This window comes from Amycolatopsis sp. NPDC114478, from assembly GCF_055633805.1.
Genome location: NZ_JBVKDO010000002.1, coordinates 791,189 through 811,574, shown reverse-complemented (window position 1 = coordinate 811,574; position 20,386 = coordinate 791,189). Strand labels below are relative to the sequence as shown.

General features: G+C 73.0%; 17 protein-coding genes. 5 read left to right on the top strand and 12 right to left on the bottom strand.

Features of this window, described 5'->3' with window-relative positions; translation table 11 throughout:
• Nucleotides 1-50 precede the first annotated feature (50 nt).
• Both ACZ7OH_RS08385 and ACZ7OH_RS08380 read left to right on the top strand, forming a co-directional pair.
• Nucleotides 51-467 carry a DUF6292 family protein gene (locus tag ACZ7OH_RS08385; protein WP_470280240.1) on the top strand — a complete coding sequence of 139 codons (417 nt, stop codon included), beginning with the start codon at nucleotides 51-53 and terminating at the stop codon, nucleotides 465-467.
• A gap of 26 nt (nucleotides 468-493) precedes the next feature.
• Nucleotides 494-2,368, top strand: coding sequence for a S9 family peptidase (locus ACZ7OH_RS08380; protein ID WP_470280239.1), 1,875 nt, complete (start codon nucleotides 494-496; stop codon nucleotides 2,366-2,368).
• Here ACZ7OH_RS08380 and hpaD read toward each other — a convergent pair.
• The 6 genes from hpaD to ACZ7OH_RS08350 form a co-directional block, all read right to left on the bottom strand.
• Complete coding sequence (hpaD, locus tag ACZ7OH_RS08375) at nucleotides 2,351-3,394, bottom strand: 3,4-dihydroxyphenylacetate 2,3-dioxygenase (RefSeq protein WP_470280238.1); 1,044 nt, start codon at nucleotides 3,392-3,394, stop codon at nucleotides 2,351-2,353. The two genes, ACZ7OH_RS08380 and hpaD, sit on opposite strands and share 18 nt — an antisense overlap.
• Nucleotides 3,391-4,899 (bottom strand): 5-carboxymethyl-2-hydroxymuconate semialdehyde dehydrogenase, encoded by a 1,509-nt coding sequence (hpaE, locus tag ACZ7OH_RS08370; RefSeq protein ID WP_470280237.1) that lies wholly within the window; start codon nucleotides 4,897-4,899, stop codon nucleotides 3,391-3,393. Before hpaE ends, hpaD begins: the two co-directional genes overlap by 4 nt.
• Nucleotides 4,896-5,843 carry a 4-hydroxy-tetrahydrodipicolinate synthase gene (gene dapA / locus ACZ7OH_RS08365; RefSeq protein WP_470280236.1) on the bottom strand — a complete coding sequence of 316 codons (948 nt, stop codon included), beginning with the start codon at nucleotides 5,841-5,843 and terminating at the stop codon, nucleotides 4,896-4,898. Before dapA ends, hpaE begins: the two co-directional genes overlap by 4 nt.
• A 16-nt stretch (nucleotides 5,844-5,859) precedes the next feature.
• The gene (locus ACZ7OH_RS08360; RefSeq protein ID WP_470280235.1) at nucleotides 5,860-6,528 is read right to left on the bottom strand and encodes a GntR family transcriptional regulator; all 669 of its coding nucleotides are present in this window, start codon (nucleotides 6,526-6,528) and stop codon (nucleotides 5,860-5,862) included.
• Complete coding sequence (locus ACZ7OH_RS08355) at nucleotides 6,510-7,931, bottom strand: fumarylacetoacetate hydrolase family protein (RefSeq protein ID WP_470280234.1); 1,422 nt, start codon at nucleotides 7,929-7,931, stop codon at nucleotides 6,510-6,512. The genes ACZ7OH_RS08360 and ACZ7OH_RS08355 overlap by 19 nt, the downstream gene beginning before the upstream one ends.
• 73 nt (nucleotides 7,932-8,004) lie before the next feature.
• Entirely contained in the window at nucleotides 8,005-9,441 is a 1,437-nt protein-coding gene (locus ACZ7OH_RS08350; RefSeq protein WP_470280233.1) for an aldehyde dehydrogenase family protein, read from the bottom strand.
• Nucleotides 9,442-9,579: 138 nt separating this feature from the next.
• Between ACZ7OH_RS08350 and ACZ7OH_RS08345 the strand changes: the two genes are divergently transcribed.
• A complete protein-coding gene (locus ACZ7OH_RS08345; RefSeq protein WP_470280232.1) occupies nucleotides 9,580-11,013 on the top strand; it encodes a GMC family oxidoreductase in 1,434 nt (477 codons plus the stop codon).
• Between the two features lie 5 nt (nucleotides 11,014-11,018).
• Here ACZ7OH_RS08345 and ACZ7OH_RS08340 read toward each other — a convergent pair whose 3' ends face one another.
• From ACZ7OH_RS08340 to ACZ7OH_RS08330, 3 genes are read right to left on the bottom strand one after another with little or no spacing between them, the layout of a single operon-like run.
• A complete protein-coding gene (locus tag ACZ7OH_RS08340; RefSeq protein WP_470280231.1) occupies nucleotides 11,019-12,623 on the bottom strand; it encodes an amidohydrolase in 1,605 nt (534 codons plus the stop codon).
• 3 nt (nucleotides 12,624-12,626) lie between these two features.
• Entirely contained in the window at nucleotides 12,627-13,367 is a 741-nt protein-coding gene (locus ACZ7OH_RS08335; RefSeq protein WP_470280230.1) for a MoaF C-terminal domain-containing protein, read from the bottom strand.
• 6 nt (nucleotides 13,368-13,373) lie between these two features.
• Complete coding sequence (locus ACZ7OH_RS08330; protein WP_470280229.1) at nucleotides 13,374-15,233, bottom strand: primary-amine oxidase; 1,860 nt, start codon at nucleotides 15,231-15,233, stop codon at nucleotides 13,374-13,376.
• Nucleotides 15,234-15,346: 113 nt separating this feature from the next.
• Between ACZ7OH_RS08330 and ACZ7OH_RS08325 the strand changes: the two genes are divergently transcribed.
• Complete coding sequence (locus ACZ7OH_RS08325) at nucleotides 15,347-16,261, top strand: SDR family NAD(P)-dependent oxidoreductase (protein ID WP_470280228.1); 915 nt, start codon at nucleotides 15,347-15,349, stop codon at nucleotides 16,259-16,261.
• A 13-nt stretch (nucleotides 16,262-16,274) separates the two neighbouring features.
• Entirely contained in the window at nucleotides 16,275-17,075 is an 801-nt protein-coding gene (locus tag ACZ7OH_RS08320) for an SDR family NAD(P)-dependent oxidoreductase (RefSeq protein ID WP_470280227.1), read from the top strand.
• A 1-nt stretch (nucleotide 17,076) separates the two neighbouring features.
• Here the strand turns inward: ACZ7OH_RS08320 and ACZ7OH_RS08315 are convergent, their stop codons facing one another.
• The 3 genes from ACZ7OH_RS08315 to ACZ7OH_RS08305 are packed head-to-tail and all read right to left on the bottom strand — an operon-like array spanning nucleotide 17,077 to nucleotide 20,386.
• Entirely contained in the window at nucleotides 17,077-17,769 is a 693-nt protein-coding gene (locus ACZ7OH_RS08315) for an ABC transporter ATP-binding protein (protein ID WP_470280226.1), read from the bottom strand.
• Nucleotides 17,766-19,475: a branched-chain amino acid ABC transporter ATP-binding protein/permease gene (locus ACZ7OH_RS08310; RefSeq protein ID WP_470280225.1), complete on the bottom strand. Its 1,710-nt coding sequence runs from the start codon at nucleotides 19,473-19,475 to the stop codon at nucleotides 17,766-17,768. The genes ACZ7OH_RS08315 and ACZ7OH_RS08310 overlap by 4 nt, the downstream gene beginning before the upstream one ends.
• Before the next feature lie 50 nt (nucleotides 19,476-19,525).
• On the bottom strand, nucleotides 19,526-20,386 hold the full coding sequence (locus ACZ7OH_RS08305) for a branched-chain amino acid ABC transporter permease (protein WP_470280224.1): 861 nt from the start codon (nucleotides 20,384-20,386) through the stop codon (nucleotides 19,526-19,528).

Sequence of the window (20,386 nt, the reverse complement as noted above, 5' to 3'; positions counted from 1 at the left end):
GCGCTCGGACCGCGGGGATCCCGCGGCGGGACGGGGAAAGCGAGGCGGCGTTGAGCATCCTGATCGATTTCGGGCGGGACACGGAGTTCTCCTTCGAGCGGGGGTTGCGCGGGTACGTCGCCGCGGTGGCCCGCGCGGTGGGGGTCGGGCTGGAGTCCTGCACGCTGGACGCGGGCACGCCCGCGGCGGCGTACATCGCGCTCGACTGGCGCTTGAGCCGGTTCCCCGAACACGACCTGGCCCTGGTCTGGGACGAGGCGAACGGCTGGGCGGCGGCGGTCGAAGACGCCGGCGGCGCGACGGTGCTGTCCTACCTCGGCGGCGAAGTGCTCCCGGAGCCCCGCACGGTGGCCCGCTTCCTGGCGGCGATCCGCGCCGACGACCCCGACGCCGGAACCCTCGAAGCCCCGGAACTCCGCGAACCTGGCCGGCACGAGGAACTGCTGGGCACGCTCGCCCCCGGCTGACCCCCGCTTGCGGCACACTGGGTCGGGTGCTGAAAGCGGAAACCGTGGTGGACCGGAAAGTGCCGCGTGATCCGCGGATCTCCCCGGACGGCCGGTGGGTGGTCCACCTGACCGCACCGGTGGGCCGGACCGGGAAACACCCGGTGAGCGAGTTGTGGCTGGTCCCGTCCGACGGCAGAGCGGCGCCGCGGGAGCTGGCGGCCGGTGTGGCCGCGGAGAACCACGCGCCGCGGTGGGCTCCCGACTCGGGTGCGGTGTTCTTCCTGTCGGATCGAGCCGTGCGGGGAACGGCGCAGCTCTACCGGATCGGGCTCGGCGACGGCGCTTCCGAGCAGCTCACCGACTGGCCCGTGGGCATCAGCAGCCACGTCCCGCTGCCGGGTCAGGTGGTGATGATCGCGCCGGATCCCGAGGAACGGCTGGGTGATCCGCGGGTGCGGACCGTCCCGCGCGCTGTGAGCACGCGGACTCCGGCGGAACTGCCGAGCGGCGAACCCGAAGACCCGCCAGAGCGCTGGGACACCGGGGACCGCCCCGACCGGCTCTGGCGGCTCGACCTCGGCACCTCCGCCGTCGAACCCCTCGGCCATCTCGGCCGCCGACACGTCCGCGAAGTCGTCGCCCGGCCGGACGGGACCACCCTCGCCGTCCTCACCTGGGCCTGCGCCGATCGCGCGCCCGGTGTCTTCGAACCCGGCCTGCACTTCGTCGACGTCGCCACCGGCGAGACCGACGACCAAGCCACCCCTGCCCTCGAAGCGTCCGACCCGGCCTGGTGGCACGACGGCACCGCATGGCACCTCGCCCACCTCGGCCTGACCCCGCCGGGCCTCATCGGCGGCACCGCCGTCTTCGACAACGGCGAGAACCGTACCGCCGACCTGACCCTCTGCCCGATCGAACTCGTCCAAGTCGACGCCGGCCCACCCCTGGCCCTCTTCGCCGAAGGCCTGGACACCACCCTCCGCCGCCTCGACCCCGGCGAGTTGGCCTTCGCCCATGTGACGCAGGTCCACGGCACGTCCCTCACGGCGAGCCGGGACGGCGGCACGATCGCGCTGGTCGTGAGCAGGGGGACCGAGCCCGAAGAGATCCACGCCGGTGCGCCGCACAGCTTGAAACGCGTCAGCGCTCCGGCGTCACTGGGAACCTGGGGCACCCAGCACCGGCTGGCCTACCAGGCCTCGGACGGCTTGGATCTCGACGGCCTCCTGATCCTGCCGCCCGGCAAAACGCAGGCCGACGGCCCGTTCCCGCTCATCACCCTCGTCCACGGTGGCCCGTACGACCGCTACGCCGACCGCTTCCACCTCGGCTGGTACCCGTCCGGCCAGTGGCTCGCCGCCGCCGGGTTCGCGGTGTTCCTCCCGAACGCACGCGGCGGAATGGGCCACGGTCACGCCTTCGCGGCCAGCGTCGCCGGGGACGTCGGCGGTGCGGAGCTCACCGACGTCCTCACCGGCATCGACCTCCTCGTCGAAGACGGTGTCGCCGACGAAGCCCGGCTCGGCATCGGCGGCTGGAGCCACGGCGGGTTCTTCGCCGCCTGGGCGGTCACGCAGACCGACCGGTTCAAAGCGGCCGTGGTCGGCGCCGGCGTCATCGACTGGCCGCTCCTGGCCGCGACCGGCGAGCACTCACTTTTCGAAGCGGCGCTGGGCGGCCGGGAGAACAGCCCGATCACCCACGCCCACCGCATCCGCACGCCCGTCCTCATCCTGCACGGCGAGGGCGACACCAACGTCCCGCTGTCGCAGGCCGAACTCCTGCACCACGCCCTCGGCGACCGGCACCACGAGTTCGTCGTCTACCCGCGCGAGAACCACTCACCCCGCGAGCGCGCTCACCAGATCGACATCCTGGACCGCTCGCGGAAATGGTTCTCAGACCTGCTCGCCTAGCTTGAACTCCGCCTCCCCGGCGCTGAAGGAGAACCCATCCGCGCCGACGGTGACGTCGGCTTCGCGTGGCTCGGCCCGTTCGACGACGGGCTGGACTTCGCCGCTCAGGTCCAGCACCACCGAAGCGTCGGTGTACCAGCTCGGCACCACGGGGTTGCCCCACCAGTCGCGGCGCTGGCTGTCGTGGACGTCCCACGTGATCACCGGGTTGTCCGGGTCGCCGGTGTAGTAGTCGTGGGTGTAGATCTCGACGCGGTGGCCGTCGGGGTCCCGGACGTAGAGGTAGAACGCGTTCGAGACGCCGTGCCGGCCCGGACCGCGCTCGATCGTGCCCGGCTTGCGCAGCGCGCCGAGGTGGTCGCAGATGTGCAGGATCTGGTGCCGTTCGTGCGACGCGAACGCGATGTGGTGCAGCCGCGGGCCGTCGCCGCCGGTCAACGCCACGTCGTGGACCGTCGGCTTGCGGAACATCCACGCCGCGTACACCGTGCCCTCGTCGTCCTGGATGTCCTCCGACACGCGGAAACCGAGGCCCTCGTAGTACTTCCGGGCCGCCGGGACGTCGGGGGTGTCCAGGTTGAAGTGGTCCAAACGCGACAGTGCCCCGGCGCCGTGGACGTCGTAGCGCTGGGTGAACCGCTCGACGTGCTCGGCCTCGTGGAAGAACTCGACCGGGAACCCGAGCGGGTCGATGACCCGCACGGCCTCGCCGATCCCGCGCGTCGCACCCGCCGCCCTTCGCTCCACCCGGCAGCCCAGCGAGCGGTAGTACGCCTCCGCCAGGTCGAGATCGGCCTCGCTCCGGACGCGGTAGCCCAGCACGGCCAGCGCGGGCGTGGACCCCTTGCGCAGCACCAGCGAATGGTGCAGGTACTCCTCGAACGCCCGCAGGTACAACGCCTCGGCATCCTCGTGCGTGACGACGAGACCGAGCACGTCGACGTAGAACGCCCGCGACGCGGCGAGATCGGTGACGACGAGTTCGGCGTACGCGCAGCGGAGGACGTCCGGCGGGGTCGCGGTCATGACTGTCCCTTCCGGCCACTGCCGAACCGGGCCGTGTGGACCGGCCCGAGCGAGACGTGGATGGCCTGCTGGTGGGTGTAGAAGTCGAGCGAGCGGTAGCCGCCCTCGTGACCGAGGCCGGACGCCTTGACGCCGCCGAACGGCGTCCGCAAATCGCGGACGTTGTGCGAGTTCAGCCAGACCATCCCGGCTTCGACGGCCTGCGCGAAGGTGTGCGCCCGCGTGAGATCCGACGTCCACAGGTAGGCCGCCAGCCCGTACTTGACGTCGTTGGCCAGGGCCAAGGCCTCGGCTTCGGTGTCGAACGGCGTCAGCGCGACGACCGGCCCGAAGATCTCCTCCTGGAAGATCCGCGCGGACGACGGCACGTCGGCGAACACCGTCGGCGCCACGTAGTTGCCACTGTCCGAACCGGACGGACGTCCGCCGCCGGCGAGCAGCCGGCCTTCGGACTTGCCCAGCTCGACGTACCGCATCACCTTCGCGTAGTGCTCGGGGTGGACCAGCGCGCCGACTTCGGTGGCCGGGTCGTGCGGATCGCCGACGACGATGTTAGCCGCCCGTTCGGCGTACCGGGCGCAGAACTCGTCGTAGATCGGGCGCTCGACGAGGATCCGGCTGCCCGCGGTGCAGCGTTCGCCGTTGAGGGAGAACACGCCGAACAGCGTCGAGTCCAGGGCGGCGTCGAGGTCGGCGTCGGCGAACACGATCGCCGGGGACTTGCCGCCCAGCTCCATCGACATGCCCTTGAGGTGCGCCGCGCAGTTGCGGTAGATCGTCTGCCCGGTCGTGGTTTCGCCGGTGAACGAGATCAGCGGCACGTCCGTGTGCTTGACGAGCGCGTCGCCCGCCTCCTCGCCGAAGCCGTTGACCAGGTTGAAAACCCCTTCCGGAAGCCCCGCATCGGCGAAGATCCGCGCCCACAGGCTCGCCGACAGCGGCGTGAACTCGGCCGGCTTGAGCACGACCGTGCAGCCCGACGCCAGCGCCGGCGCGAGCTTCCAGCTCTCCAGCATGAACGGCGTGTTCCACGGCGTGATCAGCCCGGCGACGCCGACCGGCTTGCGGTGCACGTAGTTGACCTGCCGCCCGGGCACCTGGTAGGTGTCGTCGGCCTGCGCGACGACGAGGTCGGCGAAGAACCGGAAGTTCTCGGCCGCGCGCTGCGCCTGCCCGAGGGCCTGGGTGATCGGCAGACCGGTGTCGAACGTCTCCAGCTCGGCGAGCCGGGCGTCCTGCGCCTCGACGGCGTCGGCGATCTTGTTCAGGATCCGCGCGCGGGCCCGCGGCAGCATCCGCGGCCACGGCCCGTCGGTGAACGCCGTGCGCGCCGCGGCGACGGCCCGGTCGACGTCCTCGGCCTGGCCCGCGGCCGCGGTGACGTACGGGGTGTTGGACACCGGGTCGAGCACGTCGAACGTCTTGCCCGAGACGCTGTCGACGAGCTCACCGCCGATGTAGTGCTTCAGCTCGCCCGGCAGTCCTTCCGGGACGTAGTGGGTCATGCCTTCCCCTTCACGGTGAAGCCTTCGGTCGGCGACAGGTACTTCGCGCCTTCGGTCATCAGCTCGGTGATCCGCGCGACGCCGGACTCGCTCGGCGTGATCAGCGGCGGCCGCACGTGCCCGGAGGCGATCAGCCCGCGCTGCTCCAGCACCCACTTGCCGGGCGCCGGGTTGGTCTCGACGAACAGCAGGTCGACCAGGGGGTGCAGGCCGTAGTGGATCTCCCGCGCGCGTTCGTGGTCGCCGGACTGCCACGCGGTGTACATCTCCGCGCAGGCGGCCGGCGCGATGTTGGCCGTCGCGCTGACGAACCCGGCCCCGCCGAGGGCCAGCAGCGGCAGGCAGAGCAGCTCGATCCCGGACCACACCAGCAGCTCGCGGCCGCACAGGTGCAGCACGCGGGAGAAGTGCTCGAAGTCCTTCGTCGTCTCCTTGATCCCGACGAAGTTGTCGCACGAGCGGTACAGCTTCGCGACCGTCTGCGGCGCGAGGTCGACCGCGGTCCGGCTCGGCACGTTGTAGGCGACGATCGGCAGGTCGGGGAACTCGCGGCAAACCGTGCGGTACCAGACGAACAGCGCGTCCTGCGTCGGGCGCGCGTAGTACGGGGTGATGACCAGCGCCGCGTCGATCCCGGCGTCGCGGGCCAGCGCCGTCAGCTCCAGGGTTTCGTCGAGCTTCGCCGAACCGGTGCCCGGCACGAACGGGACGCGGTCGCCGACCTCGGCGGCCACGGCGCGGATCGCCTCGGCGCGTTCGGCGACCGTCTGGGAACCGGGTTCGCCGGTGGAGCCGCCGATCGAGATGCCGTGCGAGCCGGCCGCGAGCTGCCAGCGCACCAGGTTCGTCAGGCCGGCGTGGTCGACGGCGCCGTCGGCGGTGAACGGCGTCATCAGCGGCGCGATCGACCCGCGGATGGCCTGGGGATCAGAGCGGAAGCGCATGGGGGTCCTTCCGGGTTCAGGGGCGGCGGTGGGCGAGGAACGCGTCCAGGGTGGCCAGCCGGTGGGCGCGGACGGCCTGTTCGACGTCGGCGGCCGGGGCGCCGGCGTCGAGCAGGCCGAGGATGTGCTCGTGCTCGGCCACGGACTGGCGGGCGCGGCCGGGGACGAAGCTGAACGTCGAGGTGCGCAGGCCGCTCAGCCGGTCCCAGCCGCGCCGGACGAGGTCGAGGACCTGCGGGTTGGGGCAGGCGCCGAACAGCACGGCGTGGAAGTCGCGGTTGAGCGCGGTGAACCGGGCCGGCTCGAAGTGCCCGAGGCAGTCCGCCAGTTCGGCGTTCAGCGCCCGCGCCTCGCCCAGCGCGCCGGGTGGGAGCACCGGCGCGGCGAGCGCGGCGGCGTAGCCCTCGACGAGCGCGAGGGTCTGCATCGTGTGCTGGTACTCGCGTTCGTCGACCATCGCGACCTGCGCGCCGACGTGCCGCTCGAACGTGACCAGCCCTTCGGCTTCGAGGAGCCGGATGGCTTCCCGGATGGGTACGACGCTGACGCCGAGTTCCTGCGCGAGCTGGCCGAGGACGAGCCGGTAGCCGGGGGAGAAGGTGCCGTCGGCGATCCGGGCCTTGATCCACTCGTAGGCGATCCGCGACTTGCTCGGCGCGGTGCCGTTCACCGCTTCGCGAGCCATGCGGCGTACCTCCCCCGCCAGTGCTCGTCCATCGGGTAGAGGCCTTCGACGCGCTCGCCCCCGGCGACCTGCTCGGCGATGAACGTCTCCTGCAGCTCCTGCTCGATCGCCGCGTCGACGACCGATTCGACGAGGTCCGGCGGGATGACCAGGACGCCGTCACCGTCCCCGACGATCACGTCACCGGGGCAGACGGCCGCGCCACCGCAGGCGATCGCGACGTCGACGTCCCACGGCACGTGCCGCCGGCCGAGCACCGCCGGGTGCGGCCCTGCGTGGTAGGTGGGAATGTCCAAAGCGGACACCGCGGCCAGGTCGCGGACGCCGCCATCGGTGACGATGCCGGCCGCGCCGCGCACCTGCGCCCGCAGCGCGAGGATGTCGCCGACGGTGCCGGTGCCGCGTTCCCCGCGGGCTTCCATGACCAGGACGTCGCCCGGGCCGAGGCTGTCGATCGCGCGCTTCTGCGCGTTGTAGCCGCCGCCGTGTTCCTTGAACAGGTCCTCGCGGTAGGGCAGGTAACGCAGGGTCCGCGCGCGGCCGGTCAGCCGGGCGCCGGGCCGGGTGGACGTCAGGCCGTCGATCGATACCGCGTTGTAGCCGCGCTTGCGCAGCTGGGCGGACAGCGTCGCGGTGCCGACGGATTCGATGCGCCGCTTGAGGTCCGCGGTCAGCGTGAAGTCCGGTGTGGACGTTCCGTAGGCGTCGGCCCGCTGCCGCTCGTCCACGCGGGGGAGTGCGCCGTACGGTCCGAAGGGGACGGTCCCCTCGGTGATCGGCGTGACGAGCCGGCCGGTGGTGTGCCCGGCGGTGTCGACCTCGACTTCGACGACGTCGCCGGGGACGGCGACCGACGCGCCCGCGGGGGTGCCGGTCAGGACGACGTCGCCGGGGTCGAGGGTGATCAGCTGGGACAAGTCGGCGATCAGCCGCCCGAAGCCGAAGAGCAGATCGCCGGTGGTGTCCTCCTGGACGAGTTCGCCGTTCAGCCACGTCCGCAGCCGCAGTGCGGCCGGGTCGACGTTCGCGGCGGGCAGCACCGCCGGGCCGAGCGGGGTGAAGCCGTCGCCGCCCTTCGACCGGAGGTTGCTGCCCTTGTCGGCGTACCGGAGGTCGTAGACGCCGAAGTCGTTGGCGGCCGTGACGCCGCCGACGTACGACCAGCCGTCGGCGGGGGAGACGCGGCGGGCGGTGCGGCCGATGACCAGCGCGATCTCGCCTTCGAAGCCCAGCAGCTCGGTGCCCGTCGGCCGTTCGAGCGCGGTTCCGCTCGCCGCGACCGACGTCGGGGGCTTGAGGAAGTACGACGGCTGCTCCGGCACCCGGCCGCGCTGGGCGGCGCGGGAGCGGTAGTTGAGGTGCAGCGCGATGATCTTGCCGGGCCGCTGCGGGAGGGGCGTCATCGGTGGTCCTGCCTGCCGGTTCGGAGAAGGTATCTCAAATGATATACGATCTGCGGCGTGGGGAAACCCCCCTTCAGCCGCCGTAGTGGAGCCAGACGGACTTGACCTCGGTGTAGGCGTCGAGGGCCCACGGCCCCATCTCGCGGCCCCAGCCGGACGCTTTGTAGCCACCCCACGGCGCGGCCATGTCCGGGATCGGCGGCATGTTGACGAACACCGCGCCCGCGCGGATGCCGTCGGCGTACCGCTGGGCCGTGCGCAGGTCGCGGGTCCAGACCGTCGCGGCCAGGCCGTACTCCGTGTCGTTGGCGCGGCCGAGGAGCTCGTCACCGTCGTCGTAAGGCGTCACGGCGAGGACCGGGCCGAAGATCTCCTCACGCATGATGGCCATGTCGTCGCGGACGCCGGCGAACAGCGTCGGGGTGTAGAAGTAGCCGTCGCCGTCGACCGGGGTGCCGCCGGTGACCAGGTCGGCGCCCTGCTCGCGGCCGGTCCCGACGAGGAAGTCGACGTGCTCGCGGTGCTTCGCCGACACCAGCGGGCCGAGCTGGGTGGCCTCGTCGGTGCCCGGGCCGAGCCGCAGGCCCTCGAGGCCGCGCGCCAGCTTCTCGACGAACTCCTGCTCGCGCTTGCGGTCGACGTAGAAACGCGTGTAAGCGGCGCAGACCTGGCCGGTGTTGAGCGTCGCGCCGGCGAGGTTGCCCGCGACGGCGGCGTCGATGTCGGCGTCGGCCGCGATGATGCTGGGCGCCTTGCCGCCGAGTTCGAGGGTGAGCCGCTTGAGGTTGGACGCCGCGCTCGCCGCGGTGATCAGCTTCCCGACCGCCGTCGAGCCGGTGTAGGAGACGTGGTCGACGTCCGCGTGCCCGGTCAGCAGGGCGCCGACCGCGCCGTCGCCGGTGACGAGGTTGACCACCCCCGCCGGGATCCCGGCTTCGTGGACCAGCTCGACCAGCCGGATGCTGGTGAGCGGCGTGACCTCGCTGGGCTTGATCACCACCGTGTTGCCGGTGGCGAGCGCCGGGGCGAGCTTCCACGCGAGGATCATCAGCGGGAAGTTCCACGGCGTGATCAGGGCGTTCACGCCGACCGGCTCGCGGCGCGTGTAGTGCAGGGTGTCCGGGAAGGACACCGGGTTCGTGGTGCCCTGCAGCTTCGTGACCCAGCCCGCGAAGTAACGGAAGTGCTCCGCCGCGCCGGTCACGCTCACCTGCCGGGACACCCCGATCGGCTGGCCCTGGTCGAGCGTTTCCAGGCGGGCCAGCTCTTCGTGGTGCCGCTCGATGAGTTCGGCCAGCCGGAACAGCAGAGCGGCGCGGCGGACCGGGAGCAGCCCGGCCCACTCCGGGGCGCTCAGCGCGCGCCGGGCGGCCGCGACGGCCGCGTCGACGTCGGCCTTCGACGCGGTGCCGACCTCTTCGAGCACCCGGCCGGTGGCGGGGTCACGCGTGGGGAGGGCACCGCCGCCGGCCTCGGTCCACTGTCCGTCGATGCACAGGCGTGTCGCCATCCCGGGTTCCTCCTCGGCCTTCGGTGAGCCGAGTATCCGGCGCCCGGCGGCCGCGGGTCTTGTCCGCTCACGCATGCCCGTTGACCGGCCGCGAAAGGATGCGTCCCGCCCGGCCGGGCGCGCGTCAGGCTGGGGCGCATGGACGTGATCGTGGTGGGCGCCGGCTCGGCCGGCTCGGTGGTGGCGCGGCGGCTGGCCGACGCGGGCGCGGCGGTGACCCTGCTCGAAGCGGGTGGTCCCGACGGGAACCCCGCCATCCACGACCCCGCGCGGGCCGGGGAACTGTGGCACGGTCCCGAGGACTGGGACCTGTACACGGTCCCGCAGCCGCACGCGGGCGGCCGCCGGCTGCACCTGCCGCGCGGCAAGGTGCTGGGCGGGTCGCACGCGCTCAACGCGATGATCTGGGTCCGCGGCGCGCCCGCCGACTACGACGGCTGGGGCCTGCCCGGCTGGACCTGGGCCGACGTCGAGCCGGTGTTCGCCCGGATCGAGAAGGACCTCCTGGAGGTCGTCCCGAACGAGCCGCTGCACCCGGTCCAGCAGTCCATAGTGGACGCCTGCGTATCGGCCGGGTTGCCGCTGAACCCGGACTACAACAGCGGGACCCTGGACGGCGTGTCCGTCGAGCGGATCACCGCGCGCGACGGCCGGCGCTTGACCACGTGGCACGCCTACGGTCTTCCGGTGGCCTCGCGACTGACCGTCCACACGGGAGCGTTGGTGCACCGGCTGGTCTTCTCGGGTTCCCGCGCGACCGGGGTGGTGGCTTCGATCGACGGCGTGGTGCGGGAGCTTTCGGCGGACCTGGTGGTGCTCGCCGCGGGCGCGCTGGCGTCGCCCGCGATCCTGCTGCGCAGCGGCGTCGGCCCGGCGGACGAGCTGCGCGCGCTCGGCATCGACGTCGTCGCGGACCTGCCCGGCGTGGGGCGGAACCTGCACGATCACCTGCTGTCACCGGTCATCTTCACGACTTCGCGCGAGGTCGAGCCGCCGGTTTCCGGACGTTCGGTGACGCAGGTGCATTGGTTCTGGCGCAGCCGTGCGGGGTTGGCGGTGCCGGACACGCAGCCGATCTGCTTCAGCGTGCCGATGTACGAGCCGTGGATGTCCGGGCCGCCGACGGGGTTCTCGCTGATGGCCGGGATGGTGTCGCCCTCGAGTCGGGGCAGTCTGCGGTTGGCCCCGGACGGTTCACCGCTGATCGACTTGGCCGCGCTGTCGTCGCCGGAAGATTTCGCGAGCCTGGTGGCGTCGGTGGAGCAGTGCCTCGAGGTCGGCCGGGCATCGGCCCTGGCTTCGGAATGGGGTGCGCGGCAGTTGTATCCCACCCCGGAAGACGACGTCCGCGAGTACGTCCGCCGGACGGCGATCACGTACCACCACCAGGTCGGCACCTGCCGCATGGGCACCGACGCCGAAGCGGTCGTGGACCCGCGGCTGGCCGTGCACGGGCTCGACGGGCTGGTCGTAGCGGACGCGTCGGTGCTGCCCCGCGTGACGACGGGCAACACCAACGCCCCGGCGGTCCTGGTGGGCGAGCAGGCGGCGAAGTTCATCCTCGGTGGCTAGCTCAGCTAGCGGGCGAACACCCGCTTCCCCGCGAACCACGTCTCGACCACCTGCGTCTCGGCGACCTCGGAAGTCCGGAACGGATTCCGGTCCAGCACCACGAAGTCCGCCGACCGGCCCGGGGTCAGTGACCCCGTCACGTCGTCGAGGCCGCACGCCCGCGCCCCGCCCTGGGTGAACGCTTCGATCGCCTCGGCCAGGGTGATCGCCTGCTCCGGCCACAGCGCCCCCGGTCGCCTGCCGTGCGGGTCCTCGCGCGTCACCAGGCCCGCGATGCCCTCCCACGCGTTCGGGGACTCGCTGACCGGCCAGTCCGAGCCGCCCGCGACCAGCGCGCCCGTGTCCAGCAGCGTCCGGTTCGGCTGCATCCGGTACGCTCGCGCTGCGGGTAGCACCTCCGCGATCGCGTCCGGGATCACACCCGGCACCCAGAGGAACGGCGAAATGTCGGCCGCCACGCCGAGCGCCGCGAACCGCGGGAGGTCGTCCGGGTGCACGAACTGCCCGTGTGCCACCTGGAACCGCGTGCTCGCGTACCCGGCGGCCCGCACCTGCTCGACCGCGTCGAGGAACTGCCGCACCGACGCGTCGCCGGTGCAGTGGACCTTCGCCGAGAAGCCCGCGTCGGCCGCGGTGAGCAGCCACCCGGTCAGCTCGTCCGGCGGCATGGTCGTCGAGCCGTGGAAGCAGCCGCCGTGGACGTCGTCGGGCAGGTACGGCTCGAGGAACGCCGCCGTGCGCGTCGGCGGAACGCCGTCCAGGAAGATCTTCACGAAGTCGGGCCGGTGGTGCTTGCTGCGGTAGCGGCCGGCGACCTCCAGCAGCGGCGCGCCGACCGGGTCGAACCCGAAGATCGGGTCGTTGACGAGCAGCGACGACACGACCCACGCGGCCAGTTCGCCCTCGTCGTCGAGGGCTTTGAGCGCGCCGAGGATGTCGGTCGAGACCCCGGCGTCCTGGAACGCGGTGACGCCGAACCCGTGCAGGATCTCGATCGCGCGCCGCGACGCTCGGCGGTGCTGCTCGGGCGTCAGCTCGCCGGTCACCCGCTCGACGAGCACGCCCGCGGCCTCCAGCAGCAGGCCGCTCGGCTCGTCGCCGTCCCGCACGATGACGCCGCCGGCGGGGTCCGGCGTGGCCGCGGTGATCCCGGCCAGCTCCAGTGCGCGGCTGCTCACCCAGCGGTTGTGGCGGCTGTCGTCGGTCAGCGCCACCGGCCGCCCGCCCGCGGCGTCGTCGAGCGCGCGCCGGGCGGCCGCAGTGGACAGCCGCGAGACCAGGGTGGACGCCCAGGCACCGCCGGTCAGCCACTCGTCCGGGCCGAGCGAGGCGGCCCGGACGCGGACCGCGGCGAGGATGTCGTCGAAGCCCGCGTCGGCGCCGAAGGTGAGTTCGAACAGGTCCGCGCGCCCGGCCATCGCGTGGTGGTTGTGCACGTCGACCAGCCCCGGCATGACGAACGCGCCGCCGAGGTCGCGCACCTCGGTGTCCGGGCCGATCTCCGTAGAGGCGATGATCTCGCCTCCGGCGACGGCCACTGTGGACGCCCACGGCCGCGCGGCGTCCACTGTGTACACAACTGCGTTGGTGAGGACGAGGTCGGCGGCCACCGCTCAGCCCTCCGCCGGGTCGTACGGTCCCGGATGGACGGTGGTGCTCAGCAACCGTCCGTGGGCGCCGAAGGTGAAGTGCGTCGGCTGCTCACCGGTGGCGTCGAGTCCGAAGAGGACGCCGTGCGAGCGCAAGGCGCGGGCATCGCGGTGGTCGGCGACCGTCACCGACGCGCACGGGATGACCTTCTCCCGCCAGGCGAACACGTGGATGCCGGGCCGCAGCCGGTAGACGGTGTTCTCGTCCGTGTCGGCCAGCCCGCGCTCGGGCCCGGCCAGGCACTGCCACGTGTACCAGTGCGGGCTGAGGTAGACGTGCTCGTAGGCGTGTTCGGCGCTGTACACCCACAGCACGCGGCGGCCGATCAGCGCGGTGCTCGGGGCCATCGCCTCGCCGCGGACGTCGTACCCGTCGATGGTCGCGGGCCGGAACTCCTGGGTGACGCGCGGGGTGCCGTGGTCGCCGATCGTCGTGGTGACGACCAGCGCGCGGCCGTCGCGCAGGTCCAGGAAGAGCGACACCGCCTCGCGATCCGCGGGCCGGACCTGGACGTAGTAGAGGCCGTCGTCCACGAGGAACGTTTCGTCGGCGTCCGTTCCGGTCCAGGTGTGAAGGGGTCCGTTGTCGTCGCGCAGGACGAATTCGCGGCCCCGCAGGTCGTCGACGGCCGGCGCCTTGTTCGCGTCGAAGCCGGGCGCGAGACCGTCGAGCGGGAGCCAGGTGGAGGTGTCCGAGAGAGTCATTTTTCCTCAGTGGTCGCAGTGGTCGCCCGACGGCAGGTCGAGCGCGGGGTTGCGGTCGCAGAAGCCGGCCGGCCGGAACAGGAAGCCGGACTTGTCGACGGGCATCACCGGCCAGTCCTCCGGCCGGGGGACGTGCGTCGGCCCGAAGACGTGCCAGAGCACGAGGTCGGCGTCGACGAGGTCGCGGTCCGCGGCGGTCCACGCGGGCAGGCCCGCGCCGCCGGGGTGGGCGTTGGGCCGCTCGCCGGCCGGGTAGCGCTCGTCGTCGCGGTACGGCGTCGCCCAGAGGTGCTGCGTCGCGAAGGTGGCTCGCGCGTGCACGGACGCTTCGGGCTGGGCCAGCAGCGTCGCCGACGGACGCGGGACGAGCTGGTAGGCGGTCGGCTTGCCGAGCCGGTTCACCCGCTCCGCGCCGCGGACTTCCCAGACGCGGGCGTGGGCCGGGTCGGCGTGCCGCTGAGCCTCGCTTTCGGTCCGGAGCGGGGTGCTCCGCCAGGTAAACGCGTTGCCGTACGGGTTGTCGGGGCCGGTCGGCACCCCCACGACGTCGACCTCGTGCAGGCTGGTGCGCTCACCGTCGACCCCGACGTCGAGCCGGGCGCAGAAGAGGTGCTGGTGCACCGGCGCGAACAGGCCGGGCGCGAGCTCGGTGGCGTGCGGCTGCTCCCGGCCGGGGATGCCGGCGCCGCAGAAGACGATGCCGGTGGCCTTCGCCTCGAACTCGATCGAGCCGTCGAGGTGGAAGTACCAGTAGTGGCCGTAGTCGTAGTTGCCGATGGTCGAGATCGAGGAGACGACCAGCCGGCGCGAGCGGCGCACCTCCGGCGTCCCGGCGAGGTCGGTGTGCTTCCAGAGGATGCCGTCGTCCTCTTCGTGCAGGCAGACCGCGCGCGGGATTTCGACGGGTTCGCCGTGGTCGTCGGCGACCCAGGCCGGGAGGTAGCGGATCTCGCCGACGCAGTCGCAGCCGAGACGCAGGTCGTTGCCGTTCTTGCCGAACTGGTACTCACCGGCGTCGAAGTAGCTGATCCAGAACCGGCCGGGCGCGACGTCCCCGTACGGGACCACCATCTCCGGGACGGAGGCCCGGTACAGGACCGGCCGGTCCTGGAAGCTCACCTGGTGCAGGGTGAGGCCTTCGCGGGAGTTGAACCCGACGCGCAGCCGCCAGCCCTCCCAGGTCACCTCGGTGCCGTCGACGGCGAAGCTCGGGCCGTCGGGCTGGGTGATCTCGATCGGCCGCTGCGTCGTCCGGGCCGCGACGCCGGTGTAGCGGCCGTGCTCGGCCGGGACCGGGACGTCGCCCTCGTCCTCGACGCGCAGGACTTCCCGCCGGGTCAGGTCGAGGTGCACGATCAGGCCTTCGACCGGGTGGGCCCAGGGGCTGTCGCCTTCGTCCTCGCGCAGGAAGGTCAGCGAGCGCATGACGCGGCCGGTCTCGTCCTCGCGGCCGAAATGGCCGGGGGCCAGCGGCGCACAGAAGGCGTGGTCGATCCGGTCGCCGAGGCCGCGGCGGGCCATCGCGGCCTGCCAGCCCGCGGACGCCTTCGTCAGCTGCTCGGCGAGTTCGTACTCTTCGAAGAGGTAGGACGGCTGGCCGGGTTCGTCGGTCCAGCCGGCCCAGCCGACCTCGCTCTTGGTGACGTCGACGACGGCCTCGCCCGATTCGCCGGTGGCGGTGTCGAGGAGGGTGTAGCGGATCCGCCGGGTCCCGGTGCCCGCGCGGACGTCGGCCTTGGCGGGTTCGAGGGGCACGACCTGCGGGAACCGGACGGCGTCGGTGACGAGCCCGGCGTCGGCGAGGAGGGCGCGCCCGGCGGACAGCTCTGCGGCGGTCAGCGGGGCGAGGGGGTGCGGCGTGCTCACCCTGGGCAGTCTCGCGCGCTTCGCGGTCGCGCGGAATCACCCGTGCGGCGGCGGACAACAAGGCTGCGCTCGACGCCAACCGCGGGTGCGCCGCCGGCGGTGAGGATGGGCGCATGGGATGGGAACTGGCCGGCAAGGCGGTCCTGGTGACCGGCGGGGCGTCGGGCATCGGGCTGGCGTGCGTGCGGGCGTTTCGGGCGGAAGGGGCGCGGGTCGGGGTGATCGACCGGGCCGCGGGGCCCTGGGGCGGGGCGGCGGGCCGCGGTTCGCAGCCGGCGCGCGGCGACCGCTCACCGGGCTTGGTGGCCGGGGCGGCGGATCGCGGTTCCGAGCCGGCACCGGCCGGCCGCTCCTCGGGCTCGGTCGCCGGTTCGGCCGGGATGGCCGACTCCGGCTCCGAGCCTGGGATCGAGTTCGCCCGCGCGGAGGTCGCGGGCGATCCCGCCGAACCCGGCCTCGCGTTCGCCCGCGCCGATGTCACCGATGAACGCGCCTTCGCCGCCGCCGTCGAAACCCTCGCCCGGCACCTCGGCGGGCTCGATGTCGTCGTCGGCTGTGCCGGGGTCTCGGGGCCCGTCGGCAAGCCCCTCGCCGAAACCACCGCCGGCGACGTCGCCGCCGTCCTCGCCGTCAACGTCACCGGCCCGTTCCTGCTGGTCAAGCACGCGCTTCCGCACCTGGCCGACGGCGGCTCGGTCGTCCTGCTCGGCAGCGACTCCGCCTTCACCGCCGCGCCCGGCATGGTGCCCTACTGCGCCTCCAAAGGCGCCGTCGTCGCCCTGACCCGGGCCCTCTCCGTCGAAGTCCCCGGCATCCGCGTCAACTGCGTCTGCCCGTCGGTCGTCGACACCCCGATGGCGCGCGGCGACCTCGGGGACCTCCTCGACGACCCCGCCTTCCCCGTCCAGGCCGCCGAGGACGTCGCCCGCCAGGTGCTCTTCCTCGCGTCCCCCGCGTCCCGGCCGGTCAACGGCCAAGCCCTGCTGGCCGACTTCGGGATGTCGGCCCGCTCGGCCTTCCCCGCCTAGGAAAGGATCCACAGTGGACACACCGAACAGGGTCGTCGCCGTCACCGGCGGCGGCACCGGCATCGGCGCGGCGGTCGCGCGGCGCTACTCGGGCGAGGGCGCGCACGTCGTCGTGCTGGGACGGCGTCGCGAACCCCTCGAGAAGGTCGCCGCGGAGACCGGCGCGCAGGTCATCATCTGCGACGCGAGCGTCCGCGACGACGCCGAAACCGCGGTCGCCGAGATCATCGGCAAGTTCGGGCGGCTCGACGTCGTGGTCGCCAACGCCGGCGGCCACGGCCTCTCGTCGGTCGTCGACACCGGCGACGACGAGTGGGAGCTGGCCCTGCGCTCGAACCTCTCCAGCGCGTTCGTGCTCTGCCGGGCCGCGCTGCCGTCGCTGGTCGAGACCGGCGGGCAGGTCGTCGTGGTGTCGTCGCTGGCCGGGCTGTTCGCCGGGCCGAACGTCGCCGGGTACACCGTCGCCAAGCACGCGCTGATCGGCCTGACCCGCTCGATCGCCCGCGACTTCGGGCCGAAGGGCGTGCGCGCGAACGCGGTCTGCCCGGGCTGGGTCCGCACGCCGATGGCCGACGGCGAGATGGACCAGTTCGCCGCGGCGGCCGGCTTCACCGGCGGCCACGACGAGGGCTACCGCCGGGTGACGGCGGAGGTCCCGCTGCGCCGCCCCGCCGAGCCCGAGGAGATCGCGGCGGTCGTCCGGTTCCTGGGCTCGGCGGAGTCGTCGTACATCACGGGCGCGGTGCTCGTCGCGGACGGCGGCGCCCACGCGGTGGACCTGCCGACGCTGGCCTTCGAGCGCGCCGGCATGTGAGTCAGGACCCCAGGTAAGCGGTGTGCAACGTCGCGGGGGAGTCCAGCAGCGTCTGGGCGTCCCCCGCGTACGTCACCCGGCCCGACGAGACCACCAACGCCTCCTGCGCGACGCCGAGGGCCAGGTGCGTGAACTGCTCCACCAGCAGGATCGCCGCCCCCTCGGCGGCGAACCGCGTCACGACCGGCAGCAGCCGCGTGAACACCACCGGCGCCAGGCCGAGCGACATCTCGTCGATCAGCAGGAACGCCGGGCGTGCCGCGAACGCCCGCGCCAGCACCACCATCTGCTGCTCGCCGCCCGACAGCAGGGCCGCGGGGGAGTCGCGCCGCTTGCCGAGCTCGGGAAACAGCTCGAGCACGGCGTCGAGGCGGTCCGGGGTGCGCGCGGTCAGGCGGAGGTTCTCCAGCACCGTCAGCCCGGGGAACACGGCCCGGCCCTGCTCGATGTGCGCCAGCCCGAGCCGCGCCCGCGCCACCCGCGAATGCCGGGTGACGTTCACCCCGCCCACGTGGACGCTGCCCGCCGATGGCGCCACGACCCCAGACACCGCTTCCAGGAGGCTCGTCTTCCCGGCCCCGTTGGGCCCGCCCAGCGCCGTGATCCGGCCGGGCTCCAGGGTGAACCCGACGTCGCGGATGACCGGTCCGGCGCCGCGCTTCACCGTCAGTCCGTGGACCCGCAACGCCGTCACAGCAACTCCGTTTCGCCCATGTACGCCTTGAGGACCGCCGGGTCGGCGAGCACGTCCGCCTGCGGGCCGCTCGCCAGGACCTCGCCGAAGTCGAGCACCGTCAGCCGGTCGCACACCGACCGCACGAGGTCGAGGTCGTGCTCGATCAGCAGCACCGACACGCCGAACCGGGCCGGGACCTGCCGCAGCCGCCGCCCGAACGCCACGTGCTCCTCGTGCGGCAGCCCGGCCGCCGGCTCGTCGAGCAGCAGCACCCGCGGCCGGGCCAGCAGGTGCCCGACGACTTCGACGAGCCGCCGCGCGCCCGCGTCCACCCGGGACAGCGGGGTCCGGGCCGGCGGGCAGCCGAAGAACTCGAGCGCGTCGGCTACCTCGCGGCCGGTGACCCGGCGCCGGGCGACGAACCGGACGTACGCGCCCACCGTCAGCCCCGGGGGGACGCGGTCCTGCTGGAACGTCCGCCGCAGCCCGCGCCGGGCCCGCCGGACGGGGGAGCCGGTCAGCGGACGGCCGTCCAGCGTCACGGTTCCGGTGGCGCGAGGCAGGAAGCCGCTGACGACGTCGACCAAAGTGGACTTCCCGGCGCCGTTCGGCCCGATCACCCCGAGGATGCCGTTTTCCGGCACCGAGATGTCCACTTCGGACAACGCACGGACGTGACCGAAGTGGACAGTCAGCCCGTGCACCTCCAGCACCGGATCACCGGGCGGTACCGGCTCGGCCTCTGGGATGTCCGTGAGGCCGAGGCCGGTGGGCACGCGAGACCGGTACCGGAGGTTCCGGACGGCCGTGCCGAGGTTGCCGCGCCCGGCGAGGGCCTGGATGCCGAGGACGCCGAAGATCACGAACCCCCAGTCCTGCGGCACGCCCCAGCGCTTCAGCAGCTCCGGCACGGCGACCCAGAGCAGCGCGCCGAACACGGCCATGTCGATCAGGTGCGCGCCGGACATGATCGCCAGCACGTAGAGCGCGAGGGACTGGATCGCGGTGAAGCTGGCCGGGAAGGCGAGCCCGACCTGGCCGGTGAGGAGGCCGCCGCTGATCCCGCCGAGCGCGGCGCTGACGGCGAACGCCGTCAGCTTCGACGTCCGCACGCCGGCGCCGACCGCGGCGGTGCCCCGCTCGGAGAAGGCGACGAGGTGCCAGCTGCTGCCCCAGCGGCCGCGGCGCAGGAAGTGCACGAGCAGCCCGCAGGCGACCAGGACGAGCACCGCGAACAGGAAGTACGACCGGTCGTCGGAGAACGGCTCCGGCCGTTCGACCGAGACGCCGCCGGTCGCGCCGGGGAACTGGATCTGCACCAGCGTCAGGTCCGCGGCCGCGGCCAGCCCGAGGGTGACCACGGCGAGGGTGATACCGCGCAGCCGCAGCGCGGGCAGCCCGACGAGCACCCCGGCCGCCGCGGCGGCCAGCCCGCCGAGGAGCAGCCACGCGACGAACCCACCGGGCACCCCGGCGACGTTGCACGCCGAGACGACGAACGCGCCGACAGCACCGAAGGTCAGCTGGCACAGGGAGATCATCCCGGCGGTCCCGGTGACGACGCCGAGCCCGAGCAGCGCGATCGCCGCGACGACGGCGCTGACCCCGAGGTAGACGAAGTACCCGGCGAGCCCGACGCTCAGCCCATAGCCGACCCCGACCGCGGCAGCCGCGACGGCGAACGGCAGGGCCGCCCGGACGAGGGGGCGTTCAGAGAGCCGCACAGCGCACCGCCTTTCCGACGACAGCGGCCTGGGCGTCCTGCCGGAACCGCTCAGCGAGCCGCATCCCACACCTCCTTGCGCTGCGTCCACAGCAGCAGCGCCACGATGACCAGGAACGGGAGGAAGTACCGCAGCACCGACAGCCTGTCCGACTGGGCGACCGCCCCCTGCGCCATGCCGAGGACCAGCCCGCCGGCCACGGCCAGGTCGAGCCGCCGGAAGCCGCCGAGCAGGGCCGCCGCGGCCGCCGGGACCACGAGCATCGCCAGTGATGTCGGGTCGTTCGACTGCGATGGCGCGACGATCGACACAGCCAGCGTCGCGATCACGCCGGTCGCCGTCCAGACGCCGACCGACAGCGGCCGGGCCGGGATGCCCAGCAGCTCCGCCGTCGTCGGCCGCTCCGACAGCGCGCGCAGGCGGACGCCGAGCGTCGTGCGGGCCAGCACCACCCGGCAGGCCAGCGCCACCAGCACGGCCAGCGCGACCGTCACCACGGTCACCTGGCTGACCACCACCCCGCCGACCGTGAACGCCGGTCCGGCGAGCAGCGGGTGGAACGGCTGCGGCTTGTTGCCGAACAGGATGAACGCCAGCGAAATCAGCAGCAGGAGCACCGCGACCGTCACCGCCGAGCGCGTCCCGGTGTCGGCCTCGGCGAGCCAGGTCGAGACAATCCAGCCGAGGACCGCGCTCAGCGCGCCGCCGAGCACGATCCCCGCCACCGTGGCCAGCCACTCCGGAAGTCCCGAGTGGACCGCCAGGAACACCGCGACGTAACAGCCGAACATCCCGGTGGCGGACTGCGCGAAGTTGACCACGCGCACCAGGCGCGACATCAGCGTCAGGCACACCGCGAGCACCGCGTACAGGCCGCCGGCGGCGAGACCGGCGAGAGCGCCCTGCAGCAT

What these genes read in the sequence shown, in the direction of transcription:
- ACZ7OH_RS08355 (WP_470280234.1), bottom strand. Translation starts at nt 7,931, where the DNA reads ATGACGCCCCTCCCGCAGCGGCCCGGCAAGATCATCGCGCTGCACCTC.
- ACZ7OH_RS08325 (WP_470280228.1), top strand. Translation starts at nt 15,347, where the DNA reads ATGGGATGGGAACTGGCCGGCAAGGCGGTCCTGGTGACCGGCGGGGCG.
- ACZ7OH_RS08345 (WP_470280232.1), top strand. Translation starts at nt 9,580, where the DNA reads ATGGACGTGATCGTGGTGGGCGCCGGCTCGGCCGGCTCGGTGGTGGCG.
- ACZ7OH_RS08305 (WP_470280224.1), bottom strand. Translation starts at nt 20,386, where the DNA reads ATGCTGCAGGGCGCTCTCGCCGGTCTCGCCGCCGGCGGCCTGTACGCG.
- hpaE (WP_470280237.1), bottom strand. Translation starts at nt 4,899, where the DNA reads ATGACCCACTACGTCCCGGAAGGACTGCCGGGCGAGCTGAAGCACTAC.
- dapA (WP_470280236.1), bottom strand. Translation starts at nt 5,843, where the DNA reads ATGCGCTTCCGCTCTGATCCCCAGGCCATCCGCGGGTCGATCGCGCCG.
- ACZ7OH_RS08335 (WP_470280230.1), bottom strand. Translation starts at nt 13,367, where the DNA reads ATGACTCTCTCGGACACCTCCACCTGGCTCCCGCTCGACGGTCTCGCG.
- ACZ7OH_RS08360 (WP_470280235.1), bottom strand. Translation starts at nt 6,528, where the DNA reads ATGGCTCGCGAAGCGGTGAACGGCACCGCGCCGAGCAAGTCGCGGATC.
- hpaD (WP_470280238.1), bottom strand. Translation starts at nt 3,394, where the DNA reads ATGACCGCGACCCCGCCGGACGTCCTCCGCTGCGCGTACGCCGAACTC.
- ACZ7OH_RS08350 (WP_470280233.1), bottom strand. Translation starts at nt 9,441, where the DNA reads ATGGCGACACGCCTGTGCATCGACGGACAGTGGACCGAGGCCGGCGGC.